26 protein-coding genes and 1 riboswitch are annotated in these 16,327 nt (G+C 59.5%); of the genes, 8 read left to right on the top strand and 18 right to left on the bottom strand.

The annotated features are described in order from the left end of the window. Positions 1 to 12: 12 nt before the first annotated feature. The gene (locus tag AB6K10_RS04795; RefSeq protein ID WP_339118085.1) at positions 13 to 687 is read left to right on the top strand and encodes a cupin domain-containing protein; all 675 of its coding nucleotides are present in this window, start codon (positions 13 to 15) and stop codon (positions 685 to 687) included. Here AB6K10_RS04795 and AB6K10_RS04790 read toward each other — a convergent pair. After that, a complete protein-coding gene (locus AB6K10_RS04790) occupies positions 684 to 1,049 on the bottom strand; it encodes a DUF6164 family protein (RefSeq protein WP_159340675.1) in 366 nt (121 codons plus the stop codon). The two genes, AB6K10_RS04795 and AB6K10_RS04790, sit on opposite strands and share 4 nt — an antisense overlap. 1 nt (position 1,050) lies before the next feature. Further along, a complete protein-coding gene (gloA, locus tag AB6K10_RS04785; protein ID WP_339118084.1) occupies positions 1,051 to 1,584 on the bottom strand; it encodes a lactoylglutathione lyase in 534 nt (177 codons plus the stop codon). Between the two features lie 206 nt (positions 1,585 to 1,790). On the opposite strand from gloA, the gene AB6K10_RS04780 reads away from it, so the two are divergent. The 7 genes from AB6K10_RS04780 (at position 1,791) to AB6K10_RS04750 (ending at position 6,425) form a co-directional block, all read left to right on the top strand. Continuing rightward, complete coding sequence (locus AB6K10_RS04780; protein WP_159340673.1) at positions 1,791 to 2,165, top strand: DUF2237 family protein; 375 nt, start codon at positions 1,791 to 1,793, stop codon at positions 2,163 to 2,165. Between the two features lie 125 nt (positions 2,166 to 2,290). Further along, a complete protein-coding gene (locus AB6K10_RS04775) occupies positions 2,291 to 2,635 on the top strand; it encodes a hypothetical protein (protein WP_159340672.1) in 345 nt (114 codons plus the stop codon). 49 nt (positions 2,636 to 2,684) lie between these two features. Then, positions 2,685 to 2,776: riboswitch (TPP riboswitch) on the top strand. A 24-nt stretch (positions 2,777 to 2,800) separates the two neighbouring features. Beyond that, positions 2,801 to 3,610, top strand: coding sequence for a hydroxyethylthiazole kinase (gene thiM, locus AB6K10_RS04770; RefSeq protein ID WP_339118083.1), 810 nt, complete (start codon positions 2,801 to 2,803; stop codon positions 3,608 to 3,610). Then, a complete protein-coding gene (gene thiE, locus AB6K10_RS04765; RefSeq protein WP_339118082.1) occupies positions 3,600 to 4,214 on the top strand; it encodes a thiamine phosphate synthase in 615 nt (204 codons plus the stop codon). Before thiM ends, thiE begins: the two co-directional genes overlap by 11 nt. After that, positions 4,211 to 5,131 (top strand): LysR family transcriptional regulator, encoded by a 921-nt coding sequence (locus AB6K10_RS04760; RefSeq protein WP_339118081.1) that lies wholly within the window; start codon positions 4,211 to 4,213, stop codon positions 5,129 to 5,131. Before thiE ends, AB6K10_RS04760 begins: the two co-directional genes overlap by 4 nt. 92 nt (positions 5,132 to 5,223) lie before the next feature. Then, the gene (locus tag AB6K10_RS04755; RefSeq protein WP_159340668.1) at positions 5,224 to 5,631 is read left to right on the top strand and encodes a DoxX family protein; all 408 of its coding nucleotides are present in this window, start codon (positions 5,224 to 5,226) and stop codon (positions 5,629 to 5,631) included. Positions 5,632 to 5,687: 56 nt separating this feature from the next. Next, positions 5,688 to 6,425: a class III extradiol ring-cleavage dioxygenase gene (locus AB6K10_RS04750; protein ID WP_339118080.1), complete on the top strand. Its 738-nt coding sequence runs from the start codon at positions 5,688 to 5,690 to the stop codon at positions 6,423 to 6,425. Positions 6,426 to 6,428: 3 nt separating this feature from the next. Here the strand turns inward: AB6K10_RS04750 and AB6K10_RS04745 are convergent, their stop codons facing one another. From AB6K10_RS04745 to rpsN, 16 genes are all read right to left on the bottom strand, one after another. Next, positions 6,429 to 7,304 carry a DMT family transporter gene (locus AB6K10_RS04745; RefSeq protein WP_339118079.1) on the bottom strand — a complete coding sequence of 292 codons (876 nt, stop codon included), beginning with the start codon at positions 7,302 to 7,304 and terminating at the stop codon, positions 6,429 to 6,431. A 102-nt stretch (positions 7,305 to 7,406) separates the two neighbouring features. Continuing rightward, positions 7,407 to 8,795 (bottom strand): serine hydrolase, encoded by a 1,389-nt coding sequence (locus AB6K10_RS04740; RefSeq protein WP_339118078.1) that lies wholly within the window; start codon positions 8,793 to 8,795, stop codon positions 7,407 to 7,409. Between the two features lie 195 nt (positions 8,796 to 8,990). Further along, positions 8,991 to 9,377, bottom strand: coding sequence for a 50S ribosomal protein L17 (gene rplQ, locus AB6K10_RS04735; protein WP_044628819.1), 387 nt, complete (start codon positions 9,375 to 9,377; stop codon positions 8,991 to 8,993). Between the two features lie 39 nt (positions 9,378 to 9,416). Continuing rightward, a complete protein-coding gene (gene rpoA / locus AB6K10_RS04730) occupies positions 9,417 to 10,412 on the bottom strand; it encodes a DNA-directed RNA polymerase subunit alpha (protein WP_016915790.1) in 996 nt (331 codons plus the stop codon). Between the two features lie 125 nt (positions 10,413 to 10,537). Further along, positions 10,538 to 11,158, bottom strand: coding sequence for a 30S ribosomal protein S4 (rpsD, locus tag AB6K10_RS04725; RefSeq protein ID WP_058579838.1), 621 nt, complete (start codon positions 11,156 to 11,158; stop codon positions 10,538 to 10,540). Positions 11,159 to 11,170: 12 nt separating this feature from the next. Further along, on the bottom strand, positions 11,171 to 11,557 hold the full coding sequence (gene rpsK / locus AB6K10_RS04720) for a 30S ribosomal protein S11 (RefSeq protein WP_009099028.1): 387 nt from the start codon (positions 11,555 to 11,557) through the stop codon (positions 11,171 to 11,173). A 39-nt stretch (positions 11,558 to 11,596) separates the two neighbouring features. Further along, positions 11,597 to 11,953, bottom strand: coding sequence for a 30S ribosomal protein S13 (rpsM, locus tag AB6K10_RS04715; protein WP_159340664.1), 357 nt, complete (start codon positions 11,951 to 11,953; stop codon positions 11,597 to 11,599). A 121-nt stretch (positions 11,954 to 12,074) separates the two neighbouring features. Beyond that, entirely contained in the window at positions 12,075 to 12,188 is a 114-nt protein-coding gene (gene rpmJ, locus AB6K10_RS04710; protein ID WP_009099023.1) for a 50S ribosomal protein L36, read from the bottom strand. A gap of 28 nt (positions 12,189 to 12,216) precedes the next feature. After that, on the bottom strand, positions 12,217 to 13,548 hold the full coding sequence (secY, locus tag AB6K10_RS04705; protein ID WP_159340663.1) for a preprotein translocase subunit SecY: 1,332 nt from the start codon (positions 13,546 to 13,548) through the stop codon (positions 12,217 to 12,219). Next, positions 13,549 to 13,983, bottom strand: coding sequence for a 50S ribosomal protein L15 (gene rplO / locus AB6K10_RS04700; RefSeq protein WP_089674586.1), 435 nt, complete (start codon positions 13,981 to 13,983; stop codon positions 13,549 to 13,551). A gap of 3 nt (positions 13,984 to 13,986) precedes the next feature. Next, a complete protein-coding gene (gene rpmD, locus AB6K10_RS04695; protein ID WP_009723888.1) occupies positions 13,987 to 14,169 on the bottom strand; it encodes a 50S ribosomal protein L30 in 183 nt (60 codons plus the stop codon). A gap of 6 nt (positions 14,170 to 14,175) precedes the next feature. Beyond that, a complete protein-coding gene (rpsE, locus tag AB6K10_RS04690; protein WP_044628824.1) occupies positions 14,176 to 14,676 on the bottom strand; it encodes a 30S ribosomal protein S5 in 501 nt (166 codons plus the stop codon). 11 nt (positions 14,677 to 14,687) lie between these two features. Then, positions 14,688 to 15,038, bottom strand: a complete 351-nt coding sequence (gene rplR / locus AB6K10_RS04685) for a 50S ribosomal protein L18 (RefSeq protein WP_044628825.1) — start codon at positions 15,036 to 15,038, stop codon at positions 14,688 to 14,690. Positions 15,039 to 15,047: 9 nt separating this feature from the next. After that, a complete protein-coding gene (rplF, locus tag AB6K10_RS04680) occupies positions 15,048 to 15,578 on the bottom strand; it encodes a 50S ribosomal protein L6 (protein ID WP_159340662.1) in 531 nt (176 codons plus the stop codon). Positions 15,579 to 15,587: 9 nt separating this feature from the next. Beyond that, the gene (rpsH, locus tag AB6K10_RS04675) at positions 15,588 to 15,980 is read right to left on the bottom strand and encodes a 30S ribosomal protein S8 (protein ID WP_009723892.1); all 393 of its coding nucleotides are present in this window, start codon (positions 15,978 to 15,980) and stop codon (positions 15,588 to 15,590) included. 32 nt (positions 15,981 to 16,012) lie between these two features. Further along, entirely contained in the window at positions 16,013 to 16,318 is a 306-nt protein-coding gene (gene rpsN / locus AB6K10_RS04670) for a 30S ribosomal protein S14 (protein ID WP_044628827.1), read from the bottom strand. Positions 16,319 to 16,327 lie beyond the last annotated feature (9 nt).

The raw sequence follows: 16,327 nt of genomic DNA, 5'->3' as shown, positions 1-16,327 counted from the left end.
AGAGCCACTACCATGCGCCTAAACGCCGACTTTAGCCACTTTGCCTGTGTCACGCCGGAGCAGTATCGCTGGGTCGCCTCGCCCAGCGCAGGCGTAGAACGAATGATGCTGGACCGCATTGGCGATGAGGTGGCCCGCGCCACGAGCCTGGTACGCTATGCGCCCAATAGTCAGTTCAGCCGCCACACCCACGGCGGCGGTGAAGAGATTCTCGTGCTCGAGGGCGTGTTTGCCGACGAACATGGCCGCTACCCGGCGGGCAGCTACCTGCGCAACCCCATCGGCACGGGCCATACGCCCCACATTGGCGATGAGGGCGCGCTGATTCTCGTGAAGCTCCACCAGTTCGATGAGAACGACCTGCTCCAACTCGCCATTCCCGCCCACCGTTTGCCCTGGCAGCCTGATCGTCGGCCCGGCATCACGTACAAAATGCTGCATACCTATCAAAGCGAGCGTATCAGCCTGGAGCGCTGGGAGTGTGACATCGTCACCGACTATCCTGCCCTACCGGGCGGATTGGAGCTGTTCGTGCTGGAAGGGTCGCTGTGCGATGCGGACACCGAGTACCCGGAAGGGAGCTGGTGCCGCTACCCGCCGGGGGCTGCGCCACGGCTTCGCGCAGGCCAGGCCGGGGTAATGATGTACGTCAAGCGCGGGCATCTGTCTGACGCTTCTGACGACTAGCGAGCTAGCCCAATAAACGGCAGCAGGGTGAGCAGAGCGATCATGAGCACCGCAACGATCACTAGCGTGACCTGCAGCGGGTGCGCCACGAAACGTCGCCACAACGTCGGCGCCTCATCGCGGGCCAACGCGTTTTCATGCGCTTTGCGCGCCTTTGCTTGCCGCTCGGCCTGATAGTGCGCCAGCACCGTTTCGGCATCGTCTCGCTGGGCAGGGTTGCGCAGCCAAATGGCATCGACTCCCAGGCGAAAAAAGCCCGCCTGGGTTTCGTACACATCGAAGCCATGCGCTTCCAGCAGCTGGCGAACCTCCATGGCCTCTTCGTCGGTCACGTGACGCAACCGAAACAGCAGATGCGCCATATCAATCGCCCATGGCGGCCATACGGTCTGCTTGAATCACTTCGATCCAGTAGCCGTCGGCGTCCTTGACGAAGATCACGTCCTTCATCTTGCCCTGGTCGGCGCGCTTGACGAAGGTCACGTCATGCTCATCGAACCACGCCTGCGCGGCTTCCAAATCCGGTACGCTAAAACAGATATGCCCGAAGCCCTGCGGCTCTGCATTGCCGTCATGGTAGGCAAAGTCCTGCTCGTTTTCGGTACCCCAGTTGTGGGTCAGCTCCAATAGACCTTTCTGGCTAAAGGTCCACGCGGTCCGCGCTTGGGTCTCTTCCGGCACGTTATCACCGGCCTCTACGTTAGCCAGGAAGTAGAGCGAGAACTGCATCTCCTCGAAGTCCAAGCGCCGCAGTACCTGCATTCCAAACACCTTGGAGTAGAACGCCAGCGCGCGCTCGGGGTCTTTGACCCGCAGCATGGTGTGGTTTAAGCGAAAACCCTGTGTTTGCGGGGCGGCTGGGGCAACGCCTGGATGCTGTTCACCTTGATACGACATGAGACTCTCCTTATGGGGGGTGACGCTTTCGTGGATACGGTGCAAATTCTTTGACGAACGTAGTACTTTGTACAAGGCTTAGGCTGCTAAGCGCCCGCCATTTGACCATCGCTCCAGCGCATCGGTCATAACGTGCGATGGCGCGTTTAATGTCTAGTTATGAGGGCAAGGCGCTTGGAATTCCAGCCCGGCCCGAAGGAGTCTCTATGTCCCGTGATCGAAACGTACTGGGTGAGCCACTCACGCCCTGCTGCCATGCCCCAAAAACCGGCTTCTACCGCGACGGCTTCTGTCGCGTCGGGCCTGACGATGTCGGCATCCATTCGGTGTGCGCCATGGTGACCGAGGAGTTTCTGGCTTTCTCCAAGGCTCAAGGTAACGATCTAGTGACCCCGCGCCCGGCCTTCGGCTTTCCCGGCTTGAAGCCCGGCGACCGCTGGTGCCTGTGCGCCCACCGCTGGGCCGAAGCAGCCCAAGTGGGGCTTGCACCACCGGTGATTCTCTCGGGCACAAACGAGCGCACGCTGGAGATCATCCCTCTGACCAAACTTCAGCAACACGCGCTGGATGCCGTGCACTGACCTCTCGGCACGCGCTCTGATCGAATGCGCCTGGAAAAACGATGCAGACCTTCTACACTTCTATCTCGATAGTTTTACAAATTCAACCGTGATGCCCTGCGAATGGCGTCAGATAGGAGAGCGTCATGACAGCCATCGATATGACCCTTGGCGATCGCCTGACTCTGAAGCAGCTGAGCCATGCGATTCAAAACGGCTTTTCCCCTATTGTCGAAGTCGAGTCCATGGACGGTATCTACAAGGTGCGCTTTCACCATGCCAACGGTGTATCGGACCTGAGCGACGCCGAAGGCCGCGTCAGTACCTTTTTGGGAACCGGTGAAATCCGTGACACCCTGGGCCAGCTTGGTCTGACCCACGGCGTGCTGACTTTCGCCGACCAGTGCGGCGATGAGATGATTGGCGTGTCGGGCCGTGCCATCACCCCTGATGAAATGCTTACCTACGGCACGCGCATCGCGTTTCGTTAAGTCTCTTCCGGCGGGGCTTTACAGCTCCGTCCAAGGCTAGGATAGTAGCCACCAACGACAGGGGCGCCGCCCAGCGGCTGAGAAGCACCCTTCGAACCTGAACCGGATAACGCCGGCGTAGGGAGTCGTGGTGCCTCTCACCACCTCCCTGGCCGGGAGGATACTATGACCTACCCCCCGCTTGGCGATATGCTCGCCGCTCTGCGCGAAACCACGCCGCTCGTCCACTGCATGACCAATTACGTGGCCATGAACAGCACGGCCAACCTGCTGCTGGCCACGGGGGCATCGCCCGCGATGCTGCACGCCCCCGAAGAGGTCGCCGAATTTACCGCGCTGGCAGGTGCGCTTTCTATCAATATCGGCACGCTCTCTACGCCCTGGGCCGAATCGATGCAGCTGGCGGCTCGCACGGCCAACGCAAGCCAAACGCCGTGGGTGCTAGACCCGGTGGCGGTCGGGGCAACCGCCTTTCGCCAGCAGGTGTGCCAGGCGCTGCTGCCCCACTGGCCCAGCGTCATTCGCGCCAATGCCTCTGAAGTGATGGCGCTCACCGGCTTGGCAAGCCAAGGACGCGGAGTCGATGCAACGGCATCCACCGATGACGCCGCTCAAGCAGCCATATCGCTCGCGCAACGGCAGCACTGCATCGTCGCCATGACCGGCGAGACCGACTTTTTGACCGACGGTACCCACCATTTCCGGCTGACCGGGGGCCACCCGTTGATGCCCCGTGTCACGACGCTGGGCTGTGGATTGAGTGCGCTGGTGGCCGGGTTCGTCGCCGCTAACCGCGAGCACCCGCTGACGGCAACGCTGGCCGCCCTGGCGTGCTTTAGCATCGCCGGGCATCGTGCTGGCCAACGGGCCGATGGGCCGGGCAGCTTTCAGGTTGCCCTCTTGGATGCTCTGTACCAGCTCACCCCGGATGATCTCTCGTCGCTCAGCCAGGTGGAGGCGCTCCATGCAGTGTGATCTCTCGCTCTATCTAGTCACCGATGCCATCCTGTGCGCGGACGCTGGCCTTGAGGCGACGGTGGAGGCCGCCGTCAAAGGCGGTGTCACCGTGGTACAGCTGCGCGACAAACACGCCAGCGACGCGGCGATGGTCGCCCAAGCCAAGCGGCTCAAAGCGCTGCTGGCGGGCACCAGCGTGCCGCTGATCATCAACGACCGGCTAGCCGTGGCCATCGCCAGCGGCGCCGATGGCCTGCACGTGGGGCAAAGCGATACCGCCGTACAAGAGGCGCGTGAGGTGCTGGGACCGCATGCCATTTTGGGGCTGTCGATCAACACCGTCGCGCAGCTTCGTAACGCGCCCATCGCGCTGTTGGACTATGTCGGGCTAGGCCCCATTTTCGCCACCGCCAGCAAGCAGGATCACGCTCAGCCGATAGGCTTCGATGGTTTGGCCGAACTCGTCCGCGCCTGCCCGCTGCCCAACGTGGCGATCGGCGGCTTGAAGGCGCAGCACGCCGCCCAAGTCAGGGCCGCCGGTGCCAACGGTTTAGCGGTGATTTCCGCCATCTGCGGCCAGCCTGACCCTTATCAGGCGGCGCTGGCGTTTCGCGCCCCATGAGCAAGCTCGATCAGCTCGCCGCCTTCGTCAAAGTGGCCGAGCTCGGCAGCTACACCCGTGCCGCCGAGGCCTTGGACCTCTCACGCACACGCGTCTCGCGGCAGGTCATGGCGCTGGAGGAGACGCTGGGCGCTCGCTTGATTCAGCGTACGACTCGGCGGCTGCATCTCACCGATGCCGGAGAGCGCTATCTGGCTCGCGCTCAAGCCATTCTGCTGGCCTTGGACGAGGCCGCTGCCGATGTCGGTAGCGGCACCAGCACCGTCAGTGGACGCCTGCGCATCAATGGTCCGATGAGTTTTGGTACCCGCTACCTTGCCCCGCAGGTAGCGCACTTCATGCAGGCACACCCGGCGTTAGACGTACGCTTGGACCTGAACGACCGTCGCGTGGATTTGCTGGAAGAGGGCTACGATGTCGCGATTCGCATCGGCAGCCTGCCGGATTCCAGCCTGATCGCCAAGCGTCTGACCCGCTGCCAGCTGGTGCTGTGCGCGTCCCCCGGCTACTTGGCACAGCATGGCACCCCTCAGCGCATCGAGGATCTGACCCAGCACCACTGCCTGCGCTATCGCAGCGGGCAGAACAGCGGCGACTGGCGCTTCAATCAGCAGCACGTCAGCGTCACGGGGCCACTAGAGAGCAATAATGGCGACATGCTGACGTATGCCGCCGAAGCGGGGTTAGGCATTGCCCAGCAGCCCAGCTTTCTGATTCATGAGAGCATCCAACGGGGGCACTTGGTGCCGCTTCTGTTAGACCTTCCGCCGACCTACCTAGACATACACGCCATCTACCCCGCGCGGCGCTTTCTGCCCGCCAAGGTGACGCGCTTCATCGACCAGTTGGTCGATGCCTGGGGAGACCCACCGGTATGGGAACAGGGGCTGGGATTGTCGCGCATTTCGCAACAGTGAAGTGCCAATCGGCGGGATTATCATCTCGCTCTGCTGACGTACAGTTGTCTCATCGCATCCACGGTGATGCACACACACAGCGAGAGAGAGCTATGACAACCTTAACGACCCCTGCTGCAACCCTACATGCCACCGCCTTACTGCGCATTAGCCTGGGCGTGATGGCCCTGGCCCACGGCTTAATGAAAGTGTTCGTGTTTACGCTTCCTGGCACGGTGGGCTACTTCGAATCGCTCGGCCTGCCCGGTTTCATGGCTTACTTGACCATTGCGGCCGAAGTCGGCGGCGGCCTGGCTTTGGTGCTGGGCCTATACACCCGCTGGGTGAGCCTTGCGCTAGTGCCGGTGCTGCTCGGCGCCGCCTGGGTACACCTGGGTAACGGCTGGGTATTCTCCAACCCCGGCGGCGGCTGGGAGTTCCCAGTGTTCTGGGCCGTGGCTCTCCTGGTACAGGCAGGCCTAGGCAGCGGTAGCCTCGTCATCAGCCGCCGACTGGCATGATCCAATGGCCTGCCGAGCCCCTCGTCTCGGCAGGCCAATCGACTGGAGTGCGTTCCATGTTACCGAGTCTCTTCATCTCCCACGGCTCTCCCATGCTGGCCCTCACCCCCACCCCTGCCCATCACTTCTTACGGGCACTGGGCCGCCACCTTCGCCCCAAAGCCGTCTTGGTGGTCTCTGCACATTGGGAGACGGACCACCTACAGGTCAGCCGCAGCGCCGCGCCTGCGACCCTCCATGATTTTGGCGGTTTTCCCGACGCGCTGTTTGCCGTGCAGTACCCAGCGCCCGGTGACCCCGCCTTGGCAAGCCGACTGGCCGAGCAACTAGGGGCCACAGAGGTGGAGCGCGGTCTGGATCATGGGGCCTGGGTGCCGCTGTCACTGATGTATCCTGACGCCGACGTACCAGTGGTATCGCTCTCGCTACCCAGCCGCTGGGGAGCTGAGGCGTTGCTAACGTTAGGTGAACAGCTAGCGCCGCTGCGCCAAGAAGGGATACTGGTGATCGGTTCGGGCAGCTTGACCCATAACCTCTACGAGCTACAGCCTCAAGGTAGCCAGGTGCCGACCTGGGTCGACCGTTTCGCCGAGTGGGTGCATGCACGGCTGCGAGAGGATGATCGCGACGCGCTCGTCCACTGGCAAAACGCGCCCGATGCCCAGCGCAATCACCCCACACCGGAGCACTTTCAGCCGCTGTTGGTGGCGATGGGGGCGGGCGGCCGCGCAACACAACGACACCATAGCGTCGAGCACGGCGTGCTAGCGATGGATGTCTATCAGTTTGCCTAACGTCTACGCCGTGGGGCGGCGTTTCAAGGTGGTGCGTCGGTCATGATAAGCAATGGCCAAACCACTTAGCATAATCAGCGCACTGCCTACCCAGACCCAAAGGTCCGGCAATTCTCCCCAGAACCACCAGCCCAACAGCACCGCCCACAGCATGGCGGTGTAATCAAAGGGCGCGGCAATGGCGGCAGGCGCATAGCGAAAAGCCAAGGTAATAAACGCCGTCGCCCCCACTCCCAACACGCCCGATACCAAAAATCCGAGCCAATGCCATGGCTGTGGCGTTTGCCATACCCACGGCAGGCTCACCGCGGTGACTGCCAGCGGCACCATGGTCATATAGAACACCATCGCCCACAGATGCTCGTTGGCACCATAACGTCGCGCCGTCACCATCATCAGAGCATAGAACACCGCCGCTGCGAGAACGATCATCGCGCCCAGTTGAAACGCATCGCCGCCGGGACGCACGACGATCAGCACCCCCACAAAGCCTAAAAGCGACGCCACCAGCACCGGCGGGTCGATACGCTCACCCAGCAGCGGTACGGAGAGTAGCGTCACGAACAGCGGCGCCACGAAGGCAATCGCCGTGGCCTCGGCCAACGGCAGCAGGGTCAGGCCCCATACGAAACAGACCATCGTGGCGGTGTAAATCACCCCCCGCAGCAGATGCACGCCTGGACGCCGGGTACGCAGCTTGCGCAATCCGCCACTAAAATGGGCCAGCAGAGCAATCAACGGCAGCGATACCAAGGTGCGGAAAAAGATGATCTGTAGCGGGGAGTGCACGGCGCCCAACCATTTGGACACCGCATCACCCAGGGCCAAAAACAGCACACCTAAACACATGCATAAAATGCCTTTTAGCGAGGGTGTCATCCGTCACCTCCTACGACGATTATTATTGTCTTCACAGCACCGGTAGCACTGCATAAAAAAGCCCCGCCAACCTGCGATTGGCGGGGCAGCGATGTCATGCTTTCAAAGACTCGCGTTGACCACCATGCAGTCCATCCCCTGCGCCTGGAGCGTTTGACACGCTTGTCGTGCCTGGGACTCGTTCAACGAAACGACACGTGCTCGAAATACCGTGGTTGCCCCCTGAAGCGGGTCAATGGCGACACGCCCCCCCACGCTGTTCGGCAGGCGCTGCACGGCCTGGCGGGCCAGCTGCTCTGCCTGCGCGGCTTGGCTGAACGCGCCCACCTGAATGCCCCATCCCGCCGAGGCTGCTTGCGCGCCCGGCGAGGCGTCAGCCAAAACCCGCTCTCGCTCGATGAATGCCTGTAGCGGATCTGGAGAGGCAGGAGCATCCCCACGGGCCGCCTCTGCTTCGACGAGCTGGGCCTCGACCGTTTGTGCAGGCGTGCTGCGCGCAGCGGGCGGCGTGGGGGACAGTGACGTCGCCGAGACGCTGGCCACCATCGGCTGCGTCATGGGACGCGTCGGCGCTGGCTGTCTCAACGGCTGAGCGGATCCGGTGAAACCCATGAATTCACTGGAAAAGCGAGTACTGGCCAACCACGTGCGCTGATCCCTGAGCGATGCCCGCATAAAGCTGCGATCCAACAGATCGGCCATGTGCGTATCGCGGGAGGAGGAGCTAAATCCCCCCATGACGACGGCGACCATGCGTCGACCGTCGTGCACGGCGGTCGTCGCCACGTTGAATCCCGAGGCTCGGATAAACCCGGTTTTCAACCCATCGGCACCGGGGTAGTCGCGCACAAGACGATTATGGCTGGTGTGCCGTGTGCCGCGATAGGTAAACTCCTGCAGTCCAAAATAGTGGTAGTACTGCGGAAAATCCTGCATCACCCGTACCGAAAGCGTCAGCATGTCGCGCGCGGTCGTCATCTGCTGGTCATCGGGCAAACCAGAAGCGTTACGAAAGGTGGTGGCGTTCATGCCCAGCTCGCGGGCTTTCACGGTCATTAGATTGGCAAAGCGCTGCTCGCTCCCTCCCAAGGCTTCGGCGACGACGACGGCAACATCGTTGGCCGAGCGGACGGCCAGGGCGCGAATCGCCGTATCCACCGGAATAGAACTTCCTGCCGAGAGCCACAGCTTGGTCGCCGGCATGGCCGCTGCCTGCGCAGACACGGGCAGCGGCTGATCGAGGCTCAACGTGCCGTTTTCCAGCGCTTCGAATGTGAGATAGAGCGTCATCATCTTGGTCAGCGAGGCTGGATAGCGAGGTTCATCAGCATTCTCGGCATACAGTACTTCACCGTTTTCCAGGTCCACCACGATGCCTGCATAGCGAGGGTTCGCCTGGGCAGCGGCACTGCCGAGCAACATCAAGAGCAGCGCCACCCACAGCCAATTCGCCACCCACACCGCAGAGCCCACTCCCCGAGTTGTTGCCATACCGACCTCTCGCTGATTGATCACGCACCGACGCTCGGTCGCTCTCACGACCGCTGCATTAGCCTAGCATGCCTTGTCGATAAATTGATCTTCCCTCGGTGTATTCATACGATAATCCAGCGCAGAACCATACGCTCATAAAAAAACCGACCCCTTGGGGTCGGTTTTCATTGTGCCTATTAGAAGGAGCAGCGCTTACTCAGCGACGGCTTCTTCTTCGGCAACCGGACGGTCTACGAGCTCAACGTATGCCATGGGCGCGTTGTCGCCTGTACGGTAACCGCACTTGAGAATACGGATGTAACCACCCGGACGCTCTGCGTAACGCGGACCCAGCTCGTTGAACAGTTTGCCGACGGCTTCTTTGGAGCGCGTGCGGGCAAACGCCAAACGGCGGTTTGCAACGCTGTCCTGCTTGGCCAGGGTGATCAGCGGCTCGATGACGCGACGCAGTTCCTTGGCCTTAGGCAGGGTTGTCTTGATGACTTCATGTTCGACCAGCGAGACAGACATGTTCTTGAACATGGCCTGACGGTGCGAGCTGGTACGATTCAGATGACGACCACTCTTACGATGACGCATGGTTGTGATTCCTTACCAAACTGGGACTCGAGTCGACACTCACGCGGAGGCCTTGTCGTCCTTCAGGCTAGCGGGTGGCCAATTTTCCAACCGCATACCGAGAGACAAGCCACGCGCTGCCAATACGTCTTTGATTTCATTCAAAGACTTCTTACCGAGGTTCGGGGTCTTCAACAGCTCCACTTCTGTGCGCTGAATCAGATCACCGATGTAGTAAATATTCTCGGCTTTTAGGCAGTTCGCGCTGCGTACGGTCAACTCAAGATCGTCTACGGGGCGCAATAGGATCGGATCGACGTGATCCTCTTCCTCTTCGACTTCCTGCTCTTTGTCAGCTTCCAGGTCGACGAAGGCGGCCAGCTGCTCTTGCAGAATGGTCGCACTGCGACGGATAGCCTCTTCCGGATCCAGGGTACCGTCAGTTTCCAGATCGATAATCAGCTTATCGAGGTCGGTACGCTGCTCGACACGAGCGGCTTCGACCGAGTAGGAAACGCGGCGAACAGGGCTGAAGGTGGCATCCAGCTGCAGGCGGCCAATAGCACGGGTCTCTTCATCAGAGCCACGAGCGTCAGCCGGTTCGTAACCACGACCCAGCGCGACCTTAAGCTGAATTTTCAGCTCGGCACCTTCATTGACGTGTGCAATGACGTGGTCCGGGTTGACGATTTCGACGCTATGATCAAGCGCAATGTCGCCAGCGGTGACGACGGCTGGGCCCTGCTTGTTCAGCGAGAGCACCGCCTCATCGCGGCTGTGCATCTTGATCGCAACATCTTTCAAGTTCAGGAGGATTTCGATGACATCTTCCTGCACCCCTTCGAGCGCACTGTATTCGTGCTCTACACCGGCAATTTCAGCCTCTACCACGGCTGCGCCGGGCATGGATGAAAGCAGAATGCGACGAAGTGCATTCCCCAGGGTGTGACCAAAGCCGCGCTCGAACGGTTCGAGGACGATTTTGGCATGATGTGCGCTGATTTCTTCGACCTTGATGTCGCGAGGACGAAGAAACTCTGTCACTGAACGCTGCATATGAACACCTTTCAGGCTGCCAAACGGATACTGAGTACTCTAAAGCACAATACTCAAGAGCATCTGGGCGGTTAGCTTTGCTATCCCGCCCAGGCCTCAAGAAGCAGAAACGTAAATCAAACTGCTTACTTGGAGTACAGCTCGACGATCAGGTTTTCGTTGATGTCGGCAGTCAGGTCACCGCGTTCAGGCAGAGCCTTGAAAGTGCCTTCCATCTTCTTGGCGTCGATTTCGATCCAAGCGATGTCGCCACGGTTGGCCGCAATGGTCAACGCGTTTTGAATACGGGCTTGGTTCTTCGCCTTTTCACGGATAGCCACTACGTCACCGGGCTTCACTTGGTAGGAAGCAACGTTAACGGTACGGCCATTCACGGAAATCGCCTTGTGGCTGACCAGCTGACGCGCTTCAGAGCGAGTCGAGCCGAAGCCCATGCGGTAGACGACGTTGTCCAGTCGGGATTCGAGCAGCTGCAACAACACTTCACCGGTCGCACCTTTCAGGCGAGCGGCTTCTTTGTAGTAGTTGCGGAACTGCTTTTCGAGTACGCCATACATACGGCGTACTTTTTGCTTCTCACGAAGCTGCAAGCCGTAGTCGGAAAGACGCTGACGACGCTGGCCGTGTACACCCGGGATTTGCTCGGATTTACACTTTTTCTCGAAGGGAGTCACGCCACTCTTCAGGAAGAGGTCGGTGCCTTCACGACGAGACAATTTGCACTTAGGTCCAATATAACGAGCCATGAATCTGTCTCCTTAAACGCGGCGTTTCTTAGGCGGACGGCAGCCATTATGGGGAATGGGCGTCGCGTCTACGATGCTTTGCACGCGGAAGCCGGCGGCATTCAGTGCGCGCACGGCGGATTCACGGCCGGGACCGGGGCCTTTGACCAGCACGTCTACGTTTTTCACACCATACTCGGCTGCAGCAGTCGCTGCACGTTCGCTTGCAACTTGCGCAGCGAACGGGGTGCTCTTACGAGAACCACGAAAACCCGAACCACCGGCAGTTGCCCAAGAGAGAGCATTGCCCTGGCGGTCTGTGATCGTCACGATCGTGTTGTTAAAAGAGGCATGGATGTGCGCAACGGCGTCCACTACCTGCTTTTTAACCTTTTTACGGTTACTACGCGGGTTAGCCATGTTGATGTCTATTCCTGTCTTTACGCCAGAACGTGCGTGTTATTTGCGGATCGGCTTACGCGGGCCCTTACGGGTACGCGCGTTAGTCTTGGTCCGCTGACCACGCAGCGGAAGACTACGACGATGACGCAGACCACGGTAGCAGCCTAAGTCCATGAGACGCTTGATGTTAAGCGTGACATCACGACGAAGGTCGCCTTCTACGGTGAACTTACCAACTTCAGAACGCAGGGTGTCCAGCTCGTCGCTAGACAGGTCCTGGATCTTGGCAGTCGGCGCGATACCGGCAGCAGCACAGATGTGCTGAGCGCGAGTACGGCCAATCCCGAAGATATAGGTCAGCGAGATCGCCGCATGCTTGTTGTCCGGGATATTGACGCCTGCAATACGGGCCATCAGCTTACTCCGAAATTTGAGCGGCTTGCTCGTTTATTCATCTACAAAAGGCGCAACAGCATACCCCTTTATAAGCCCTAAGGCAAGGGGTATGCCGGCACCCGCTTAATACAGCCCAGGTTTAGCCCTGGCGCTGTTTGTGCCGCGGCTCGATGCAAATGACGCGAACAGCGCCATTGCGACGAATGATCTTGCAGTTACGGCACATCTTCTTTACGGAAGCTCGAACTTTCATCGTTCTCTCCAATTCGCAACGGCGCGCCTCAGCGCGTGATGCCGCCGCTACCGTAGCCTTTCAGGTTGGACTTCTTCATCACTGAGTCATATTGATGCGACATGAGATGCGACTGCACCTGGGCCATGAAGTCCATGATGACCACCACCACGATCAGAAGCGACGTACCGCCAAAGAAGAACGGAACGTTCCACGCTACGATCAAGAACTGGGGCATCAGGGAAACCGCAGTGATATACAAGGCACCGAACAGAGTGAGACGAGTCATCACTTTGTCGATATAGCGAGCGGTCTGCTCGCCGGGGCGAATGCCCGGCAGGAAGGCGCCTGACTTTTTCAAATTGTCAGCCACATCCTTGGGGTTGAAGACCAGCGCTGTGTAAAAGAAGCAGAAGAATACCACTGCCGCCGCGAAAAGCAAGATGTAAAGCGGTTGGCCAGGGCCTAACGCTTGCGATGCACGCTGCAACCACTCCATTCCTTCGCCAGCTCCTACCCACTGACCGATCGAAGCCGGAAAGAGGAGGATGCTGGAAGCAAAGATGGCTGGAATAACACCGGCCATGTTCACCTTCAAAGGCAAGTAGCTGCTTTGGCCTGCATACATCTTATTGCCGACCTGGCGTCGCGGATAGTTCACTTTGAGGCGGCGTTGGCCGCGCTCGATGAACACCACGAACGCAACGGTGGCAATACCTAGCACTGACAGCGCTAACAGCGGAAGAACATTCCAGGCCCCTTCATTGCGAGCAAGCTCGAACGCTTGCCCCACGGCACTGGGCAGCCCAGCGACGATCCCCGCGAAGATCAGCAGCGAAATACCGTTGCCAATGCCCTTCTCGGTGATCTGCTCACCTAGCCACATCATAAACACCGCGCCCGACACAAACGTGATGATCGCAGTGAAATAGAAGCTGAAGTCAGCGCTGTAAGCGATGCCTTGGCTAGCCAGACCCACGGACATGCCGGTAGCCTGGACAAGTGCCAGTATCACCGTGCCGTAGCGGGTGTACTGGCTGATCTTGCGGCGGCCAGCCTCGCCCTCTTTCTTGAGCTGCTCAAGATGAGGGGAGACCGCAGTCATAAGCTGCATGATAATCGACGCCGAGATATAGGGCATAATGCCCAGGGCGAGGACGCTCATGCGCTCCAGGGCGCCACCCGAGAACATGTTGAACATGCCTAGGATGGTGCCCTGTTGCTCCCTAAACAAGGCAGCAAGCTGGTCAGGATTGATACCGGGAACGGGAATGTGGGCACCGATACGGTACACCACGATGGCGAGGAGCACGAAGCGCAAACGCGCCCACAGTTCACTCAGACCGCTGCCCATCGCCGGCATATTTCCTGACTTGGCCATTTAGTCCTCTACCTTGCCGCCAGCGGCTTCGATCGCTTCACGGGCACCTTTGGTGACCTTGATACCACGAACGGTAACCGCCTTGTTCAGTTCGCCAGAAAGGATGATCTTCGCGTGTTGCGTTGCATCCTTCAGCACGTTGGCTTGCTTCAGGGTTTCCATGGTGACTTCGTCACCGGCTACCTTGGCAAGCTCGGCCAGACGGACTTCTTCAGATACCAGCGACTTGGCAGACGTGAAGCCGAACTTCGGCAGACGACGCTGCAGCGGCATCTGACCGCCTTCGAAACCAGGCTTGACGCTACCGCCACTGCGAGATTTCTGACCTTTGTGGCCACGGCCACCGGTCTTACCAAGACCGGAACCGATACCACGACCAACGCGCTTTTCAGCGTGTTTGGAGCCCGGTGCCGGGCTCAGGGTATTGAGTTTCATGGATTACTCTCCCTCAACGCGCACAAGGTAGTTAACCTTGTGGATCATGCCGCGTACGGCAGGGGTGTCTTCCAGCTCAACCGTATGACCGATGCGACGCAGGCCCAGGCCTTTCATAGTAGCCTTGTGCTTGGGCAAAACGCCGATGGTGCTGCGGATCTGGGTAACCTTGATCGTTGCTGCCATGGTGCCTTACCCCGTGATCGCTTCGACAGACAGACCGCGCTTGGCGGCCACGTCTTCCGGTGCTTGCATGGAGGAGAGACCTTTGACAGTCGCCCGTACCACGTTAACCGGGTTGGTGGAACCGTAGCACTTGGCCAGTACATCGTGGACACCGGCCAGCTCTAGTACAGAGCGCATGGCGCCACCGGCGATGATACCGGTACCTTCAGAGGCCGGCTGCATGTACACCTTGGAAGCACCGTGACGGGCTTTTACCGGGTACTGCAGCGTGTTGCCTGCAAGGTTGACCTTGACCATGTTGCGACGAGCTTGGTCCATCGCTTTCTGGATTGCGACCGGCACTTCACGCGCCTTGCCACGACCGAAACCGACACGACCTTTACCATCACCAACGACGGTCAGTGCGGTGAAGCCGAAAATACGACCACCTTTGACCACCTTGGCGACGCGGTTGACCTGCACTAACTTCTCTTGCAGATCGCCGCTTTGCTGTTCGTTCTTCGCCATCGTAAAACCCTTTAGAATTCCAGGCCGCCTTCACGAGCGGCGTCGGCCAGAGCCTTGACGCGACCGTGATACTTAAAGCCAGCACGGTCGAAGGCCACCTGGGTGATGCCTGCTTCTTTAGCGCGCTCGGCAATCAGAGCACCGACCTTAGAGGCCGCGTCTGTGTTGCCGGTCGCACCCTCGCGCAGTGCTTTGTCCAGCGTAGAAGCACTGGCTAGCACTTTGCCACCATCCGGCGAGATAATCTGCGCGTAGATGTGACGCGGGGTACGGTTGACGCACAGGCGATACACGCCCAGCTCGCGAATCTTGGCGCGAGCGCGGCGGGCACGACGGAGACGAGATTCTTTCTTCGCGTTCATAACCCTGCCTTACTTCTTCTTGGCTTCTTTGCGACGCACCTGCTCGTCGGCGTACCGAACACCCTTGCCTTTGTACGGCTCAGGCGGACGGAAGGCGCGGATTTCCGCGGCGCACTGACCGAGCATCTGCTTGTCCGCGCTTTTCAGCACGATCACGGTGTTTTTCGGCGTTTCCGCTGTAACACCCTTAGGCAGTTCGTAGTCGACCGGGTGCGAGAAGCCCAGTGAAAGATTGAGCGTCTGGCCCTTAGCTTGGGCACGATAACCGACGCCAACAATTTCGAGAGTTTTTGTGAAACCCTCAGATACGCCCGTTACCAGGTTCTGAACCAAGGCGCGGGTAGTACCGGCCATTGCCCAGCTCTTGGCAGACTCACTCGGGGCGAAGGTCAGCTGGCCATCTTCTTGACCGATCACCACGTCCTGGTGAATGGTCATAGACAGCGTGCCCTGGCCGCCTTTGGCGGTCAGCTGGCCAGCGTCGATTTTGATATCGACACCAGCAGGCACTTTAACCGGATATTTCGCTATGCGGGACATTCCAGCCTCCTAGAATACGGTGCAGATGACTTCGCCACCGACGCCTGCTTGGCGCGCGGCACGATCGGTCATGACACCATTAGAGGTGGTGACAATCGCGATACCCAGACCATCGGCGACCTTAGGCAGGTTGTCCTTGCCCTTGTACTGGCGCAGAGACGGCTTGGAAACCCGCTGAATGTGCTCAATAACCGGCTTACCCTCAAAGTACTTGAGAGTAACGGTCAGCTCGGGTTTAACGCCTTCAGCCACCGTAAAGTCGGTAATGTAGCCTTCTTCCTTTAGCACGCGGGCCACTTCGACTTTCAGCTTGGAGGACGGCATGGTAGCCGTCTCCTTGGTGGCCATCTGCGCATTGCGGATACGGGTGAACATATCCGCCAGAGTGTCTTGCATGCTCATTTAATGTGCGCTCCTGATGATTCTACGTGGCGTTACCAGCTGGACTTCTTCAGACCAGGGACGTCGCCACGCATGGCGGCTTCACGCAGCTTGTTACGGCCGAGACCGAACTTGTTGTAAAAACCGTGCGGACGGCCAGTCACGCGGCAGCGGTTACGCTGACGCACCGGGCTTGAGTCGCGCGGCAGTTGCTGCAGCTTCAGCGTCGCCTCGAAACGATCTTCTTCAGAAGCGTTCACGTCCGAGATGATTTTCTTGAGCTCTGCGCGCTTAGCCGCATACTTCTCGACTAGCTGAGTACGCTTGAGCTCACGCTCTACCATACTTTTCTTAGCCATGATCCAACC

It is taken from the genome of Halomonas sp. BMC6 (genome assembly GCF_964204995.1).
Lineage (GTDB): Bacteria > Pseudomonadota > Gammaproteobacteria > Pseudomonadales > Halomonadaceae > Vreelandella.
Note: the sequence above shows the minus strand (reverse complement) of the source record. Positions and strands in the feature narration are given on the sequence as shown.

Coding starts and splice junctions, on each gene's coding strand:
- thiE (WP_339118082.1), top strand. CDS start 3,600: ATGCAGTGTGATCTCTCGCTCTATCTAGTCACCGATGCCATCCTGTGC.
- rpsH (WP_009723892.1), bottom strand. CDS start 15,980: ATGAGCATGCAAGACACTCTGGCGGATATGTTCACCCGTATCCGCAAT.
- AB6K10_RS04750 (WP_339118080.1), top strand. CDS start 5,688: ATGTTACCGAGTCTCTTCATCTCCCACGGCTCTCCCATGCTGGCCCTC.
- AB6K10_RS04740 (WP_339118078.1), bottom strand. CDS start 8,795: ATGGCAACAACTCGGGGAGTGGGCTCTGCGGTGTGGGTGGCGAATTGG.
- rpmD (WP_009723888.1), bottom strand. CDS start 14,169: ATGGCAGCAACGATCAAGGTTACCCAGATCCGCAGCACCATCGGCGTT.
- rpsD (WP_058579838.1), bottom strand. CDS start 11,158: ATGGCTCGTTATATTGGACCTAAGTGCAAATTGTCTCGTCGTGAAGGC.
- thiM (WP_339118083.1), top strand. CDS start 2,801: ATGACCTACCCCCCGCTTGGCGATATGCTCGCCGCTCTGCGCGAAACC.
- AB6K10_RS04780 (WP_159340673.1), top strand. CDS start 1,791: ATGTCCCGTGATCGAAACGTACTGGGTGAGCCACTCACGCCCTGCTGC.
- rpsE (WP_044628824.1), bottom strand. CDS start 14,676: ATGGCGAAGAACGAACAGCAAAGCGGCGATCTGCAAGAGAAGTTAGTG.
- rpsM (WP_159340664.1), bottom strand. CDS start 11,953: ATGGCCCGTATTGCAGGCGTCAATATCCCGGACAACAAGCATGCGGCG.
- AB6K10_RS04755 (WP_159340668.1), top strand. CDS start 5,224: ATGACAACCTTAACGACCCCTGCTGCAACCCTACATGCCACCGCCTTA.
- gloA (WP_339118084.1), bottom strand. CDS start 1,584: ATGTCGTATCAAGGTGAACAGCATCCAGGCGTTGCCCCAGCCGCCCCG.
- AB6K10_RS04745 (WP_339118079.1), bottom strand. CDS start 7,304: ATGACACCCTCGCTAAAAGGCATTTTATGCATGTGTTTAGGTGTGCTG.
- rpoA (WP_016915790.1), bottom strand. CDS start 10,412: ATGCAGCGTTCAGTGACAGAGTTTCTTCGTCCTCGCGACATCAAGGTC.
- rpsK (WP_009099028.1), bottom strand. CDS start 11,557: ATGGCTAACCCGCGTAGTAACCGTAAAAAGGTTAAAAAGCAGGTAGTG.
- AB6K10_RS04790 (WP_159340675.1), bottom strand. CDS start 1,049: ATGGCGCATCTGCTGTTTCGGTTGCGTCACGTGACCGACGAAGAGGCC.
- rplO (WP_089674586.1), bottom strand. CDS start 13,983: ATGAAACTCAATACCCTGAGCCCGGCACCGGGCTCCAAACACGCTGAA.
- rplF (WP_159340662.1), bottom strand. CDS start 15,578: ATGTCCCGCATAGCGAAATATCCGGTTAAAGTGCCTGCTGGTGTCGAT.
- secY (WP_159340663.1), bottom strand. CDS start 13,548: ATGGCCAAGTCAGGAAATATGCCGGCGATGGGCAGCGGTCTGAGTGAA.
- rplQ (WP_044628819.1), bottom strand. CDS start 9,377: ATGCGTCATCGTAAGAGTGGTCGTCATCTGAATCGTACCAGCTCGCAC.
- AB6K10_RS04760 (WP_339118081.1), top strand. CDS start 4,211: ATGAGCAAGCTCGATCAGCTCGCCGCCTTCGTCAAAGTGGCCGAGCTC.
- AB6K10_RS04795 (WP_339118085.1), top strand. CDS start 13: ATGCGCCTAAACGCCGACTTTAGCCACTTTGCCTGTGTCACGCCGGAG.
- rpsN (WP_044628827.1), bottom strand. CDS start 16,318: ATGGCTAAGAAAAGTATGGTAGAGCGTGAGCTCAAGCGTACTCAGCTA.
- rplR (WP_044628825.1), bottom strand. CDS start 15,038: ATGAACGCGAAGAAAGAATCTCGTCTCCGTCGTGCCCGCCGCGCTCGC.
- AB6K10_RS04775 (WP_159340672.1), top strand. CDS start 2,291: ATGACAGCCATCGATATGACCCTTGGCGATCGCCTGACTCTGAAGCAG.
- rpmJ (WP_009099023.1), bottom strand. CDS start 12,188: ATGAAAGTTCGAGCTTCCGTAAAGAAGATGTGCCGTAACTGCAAGATC.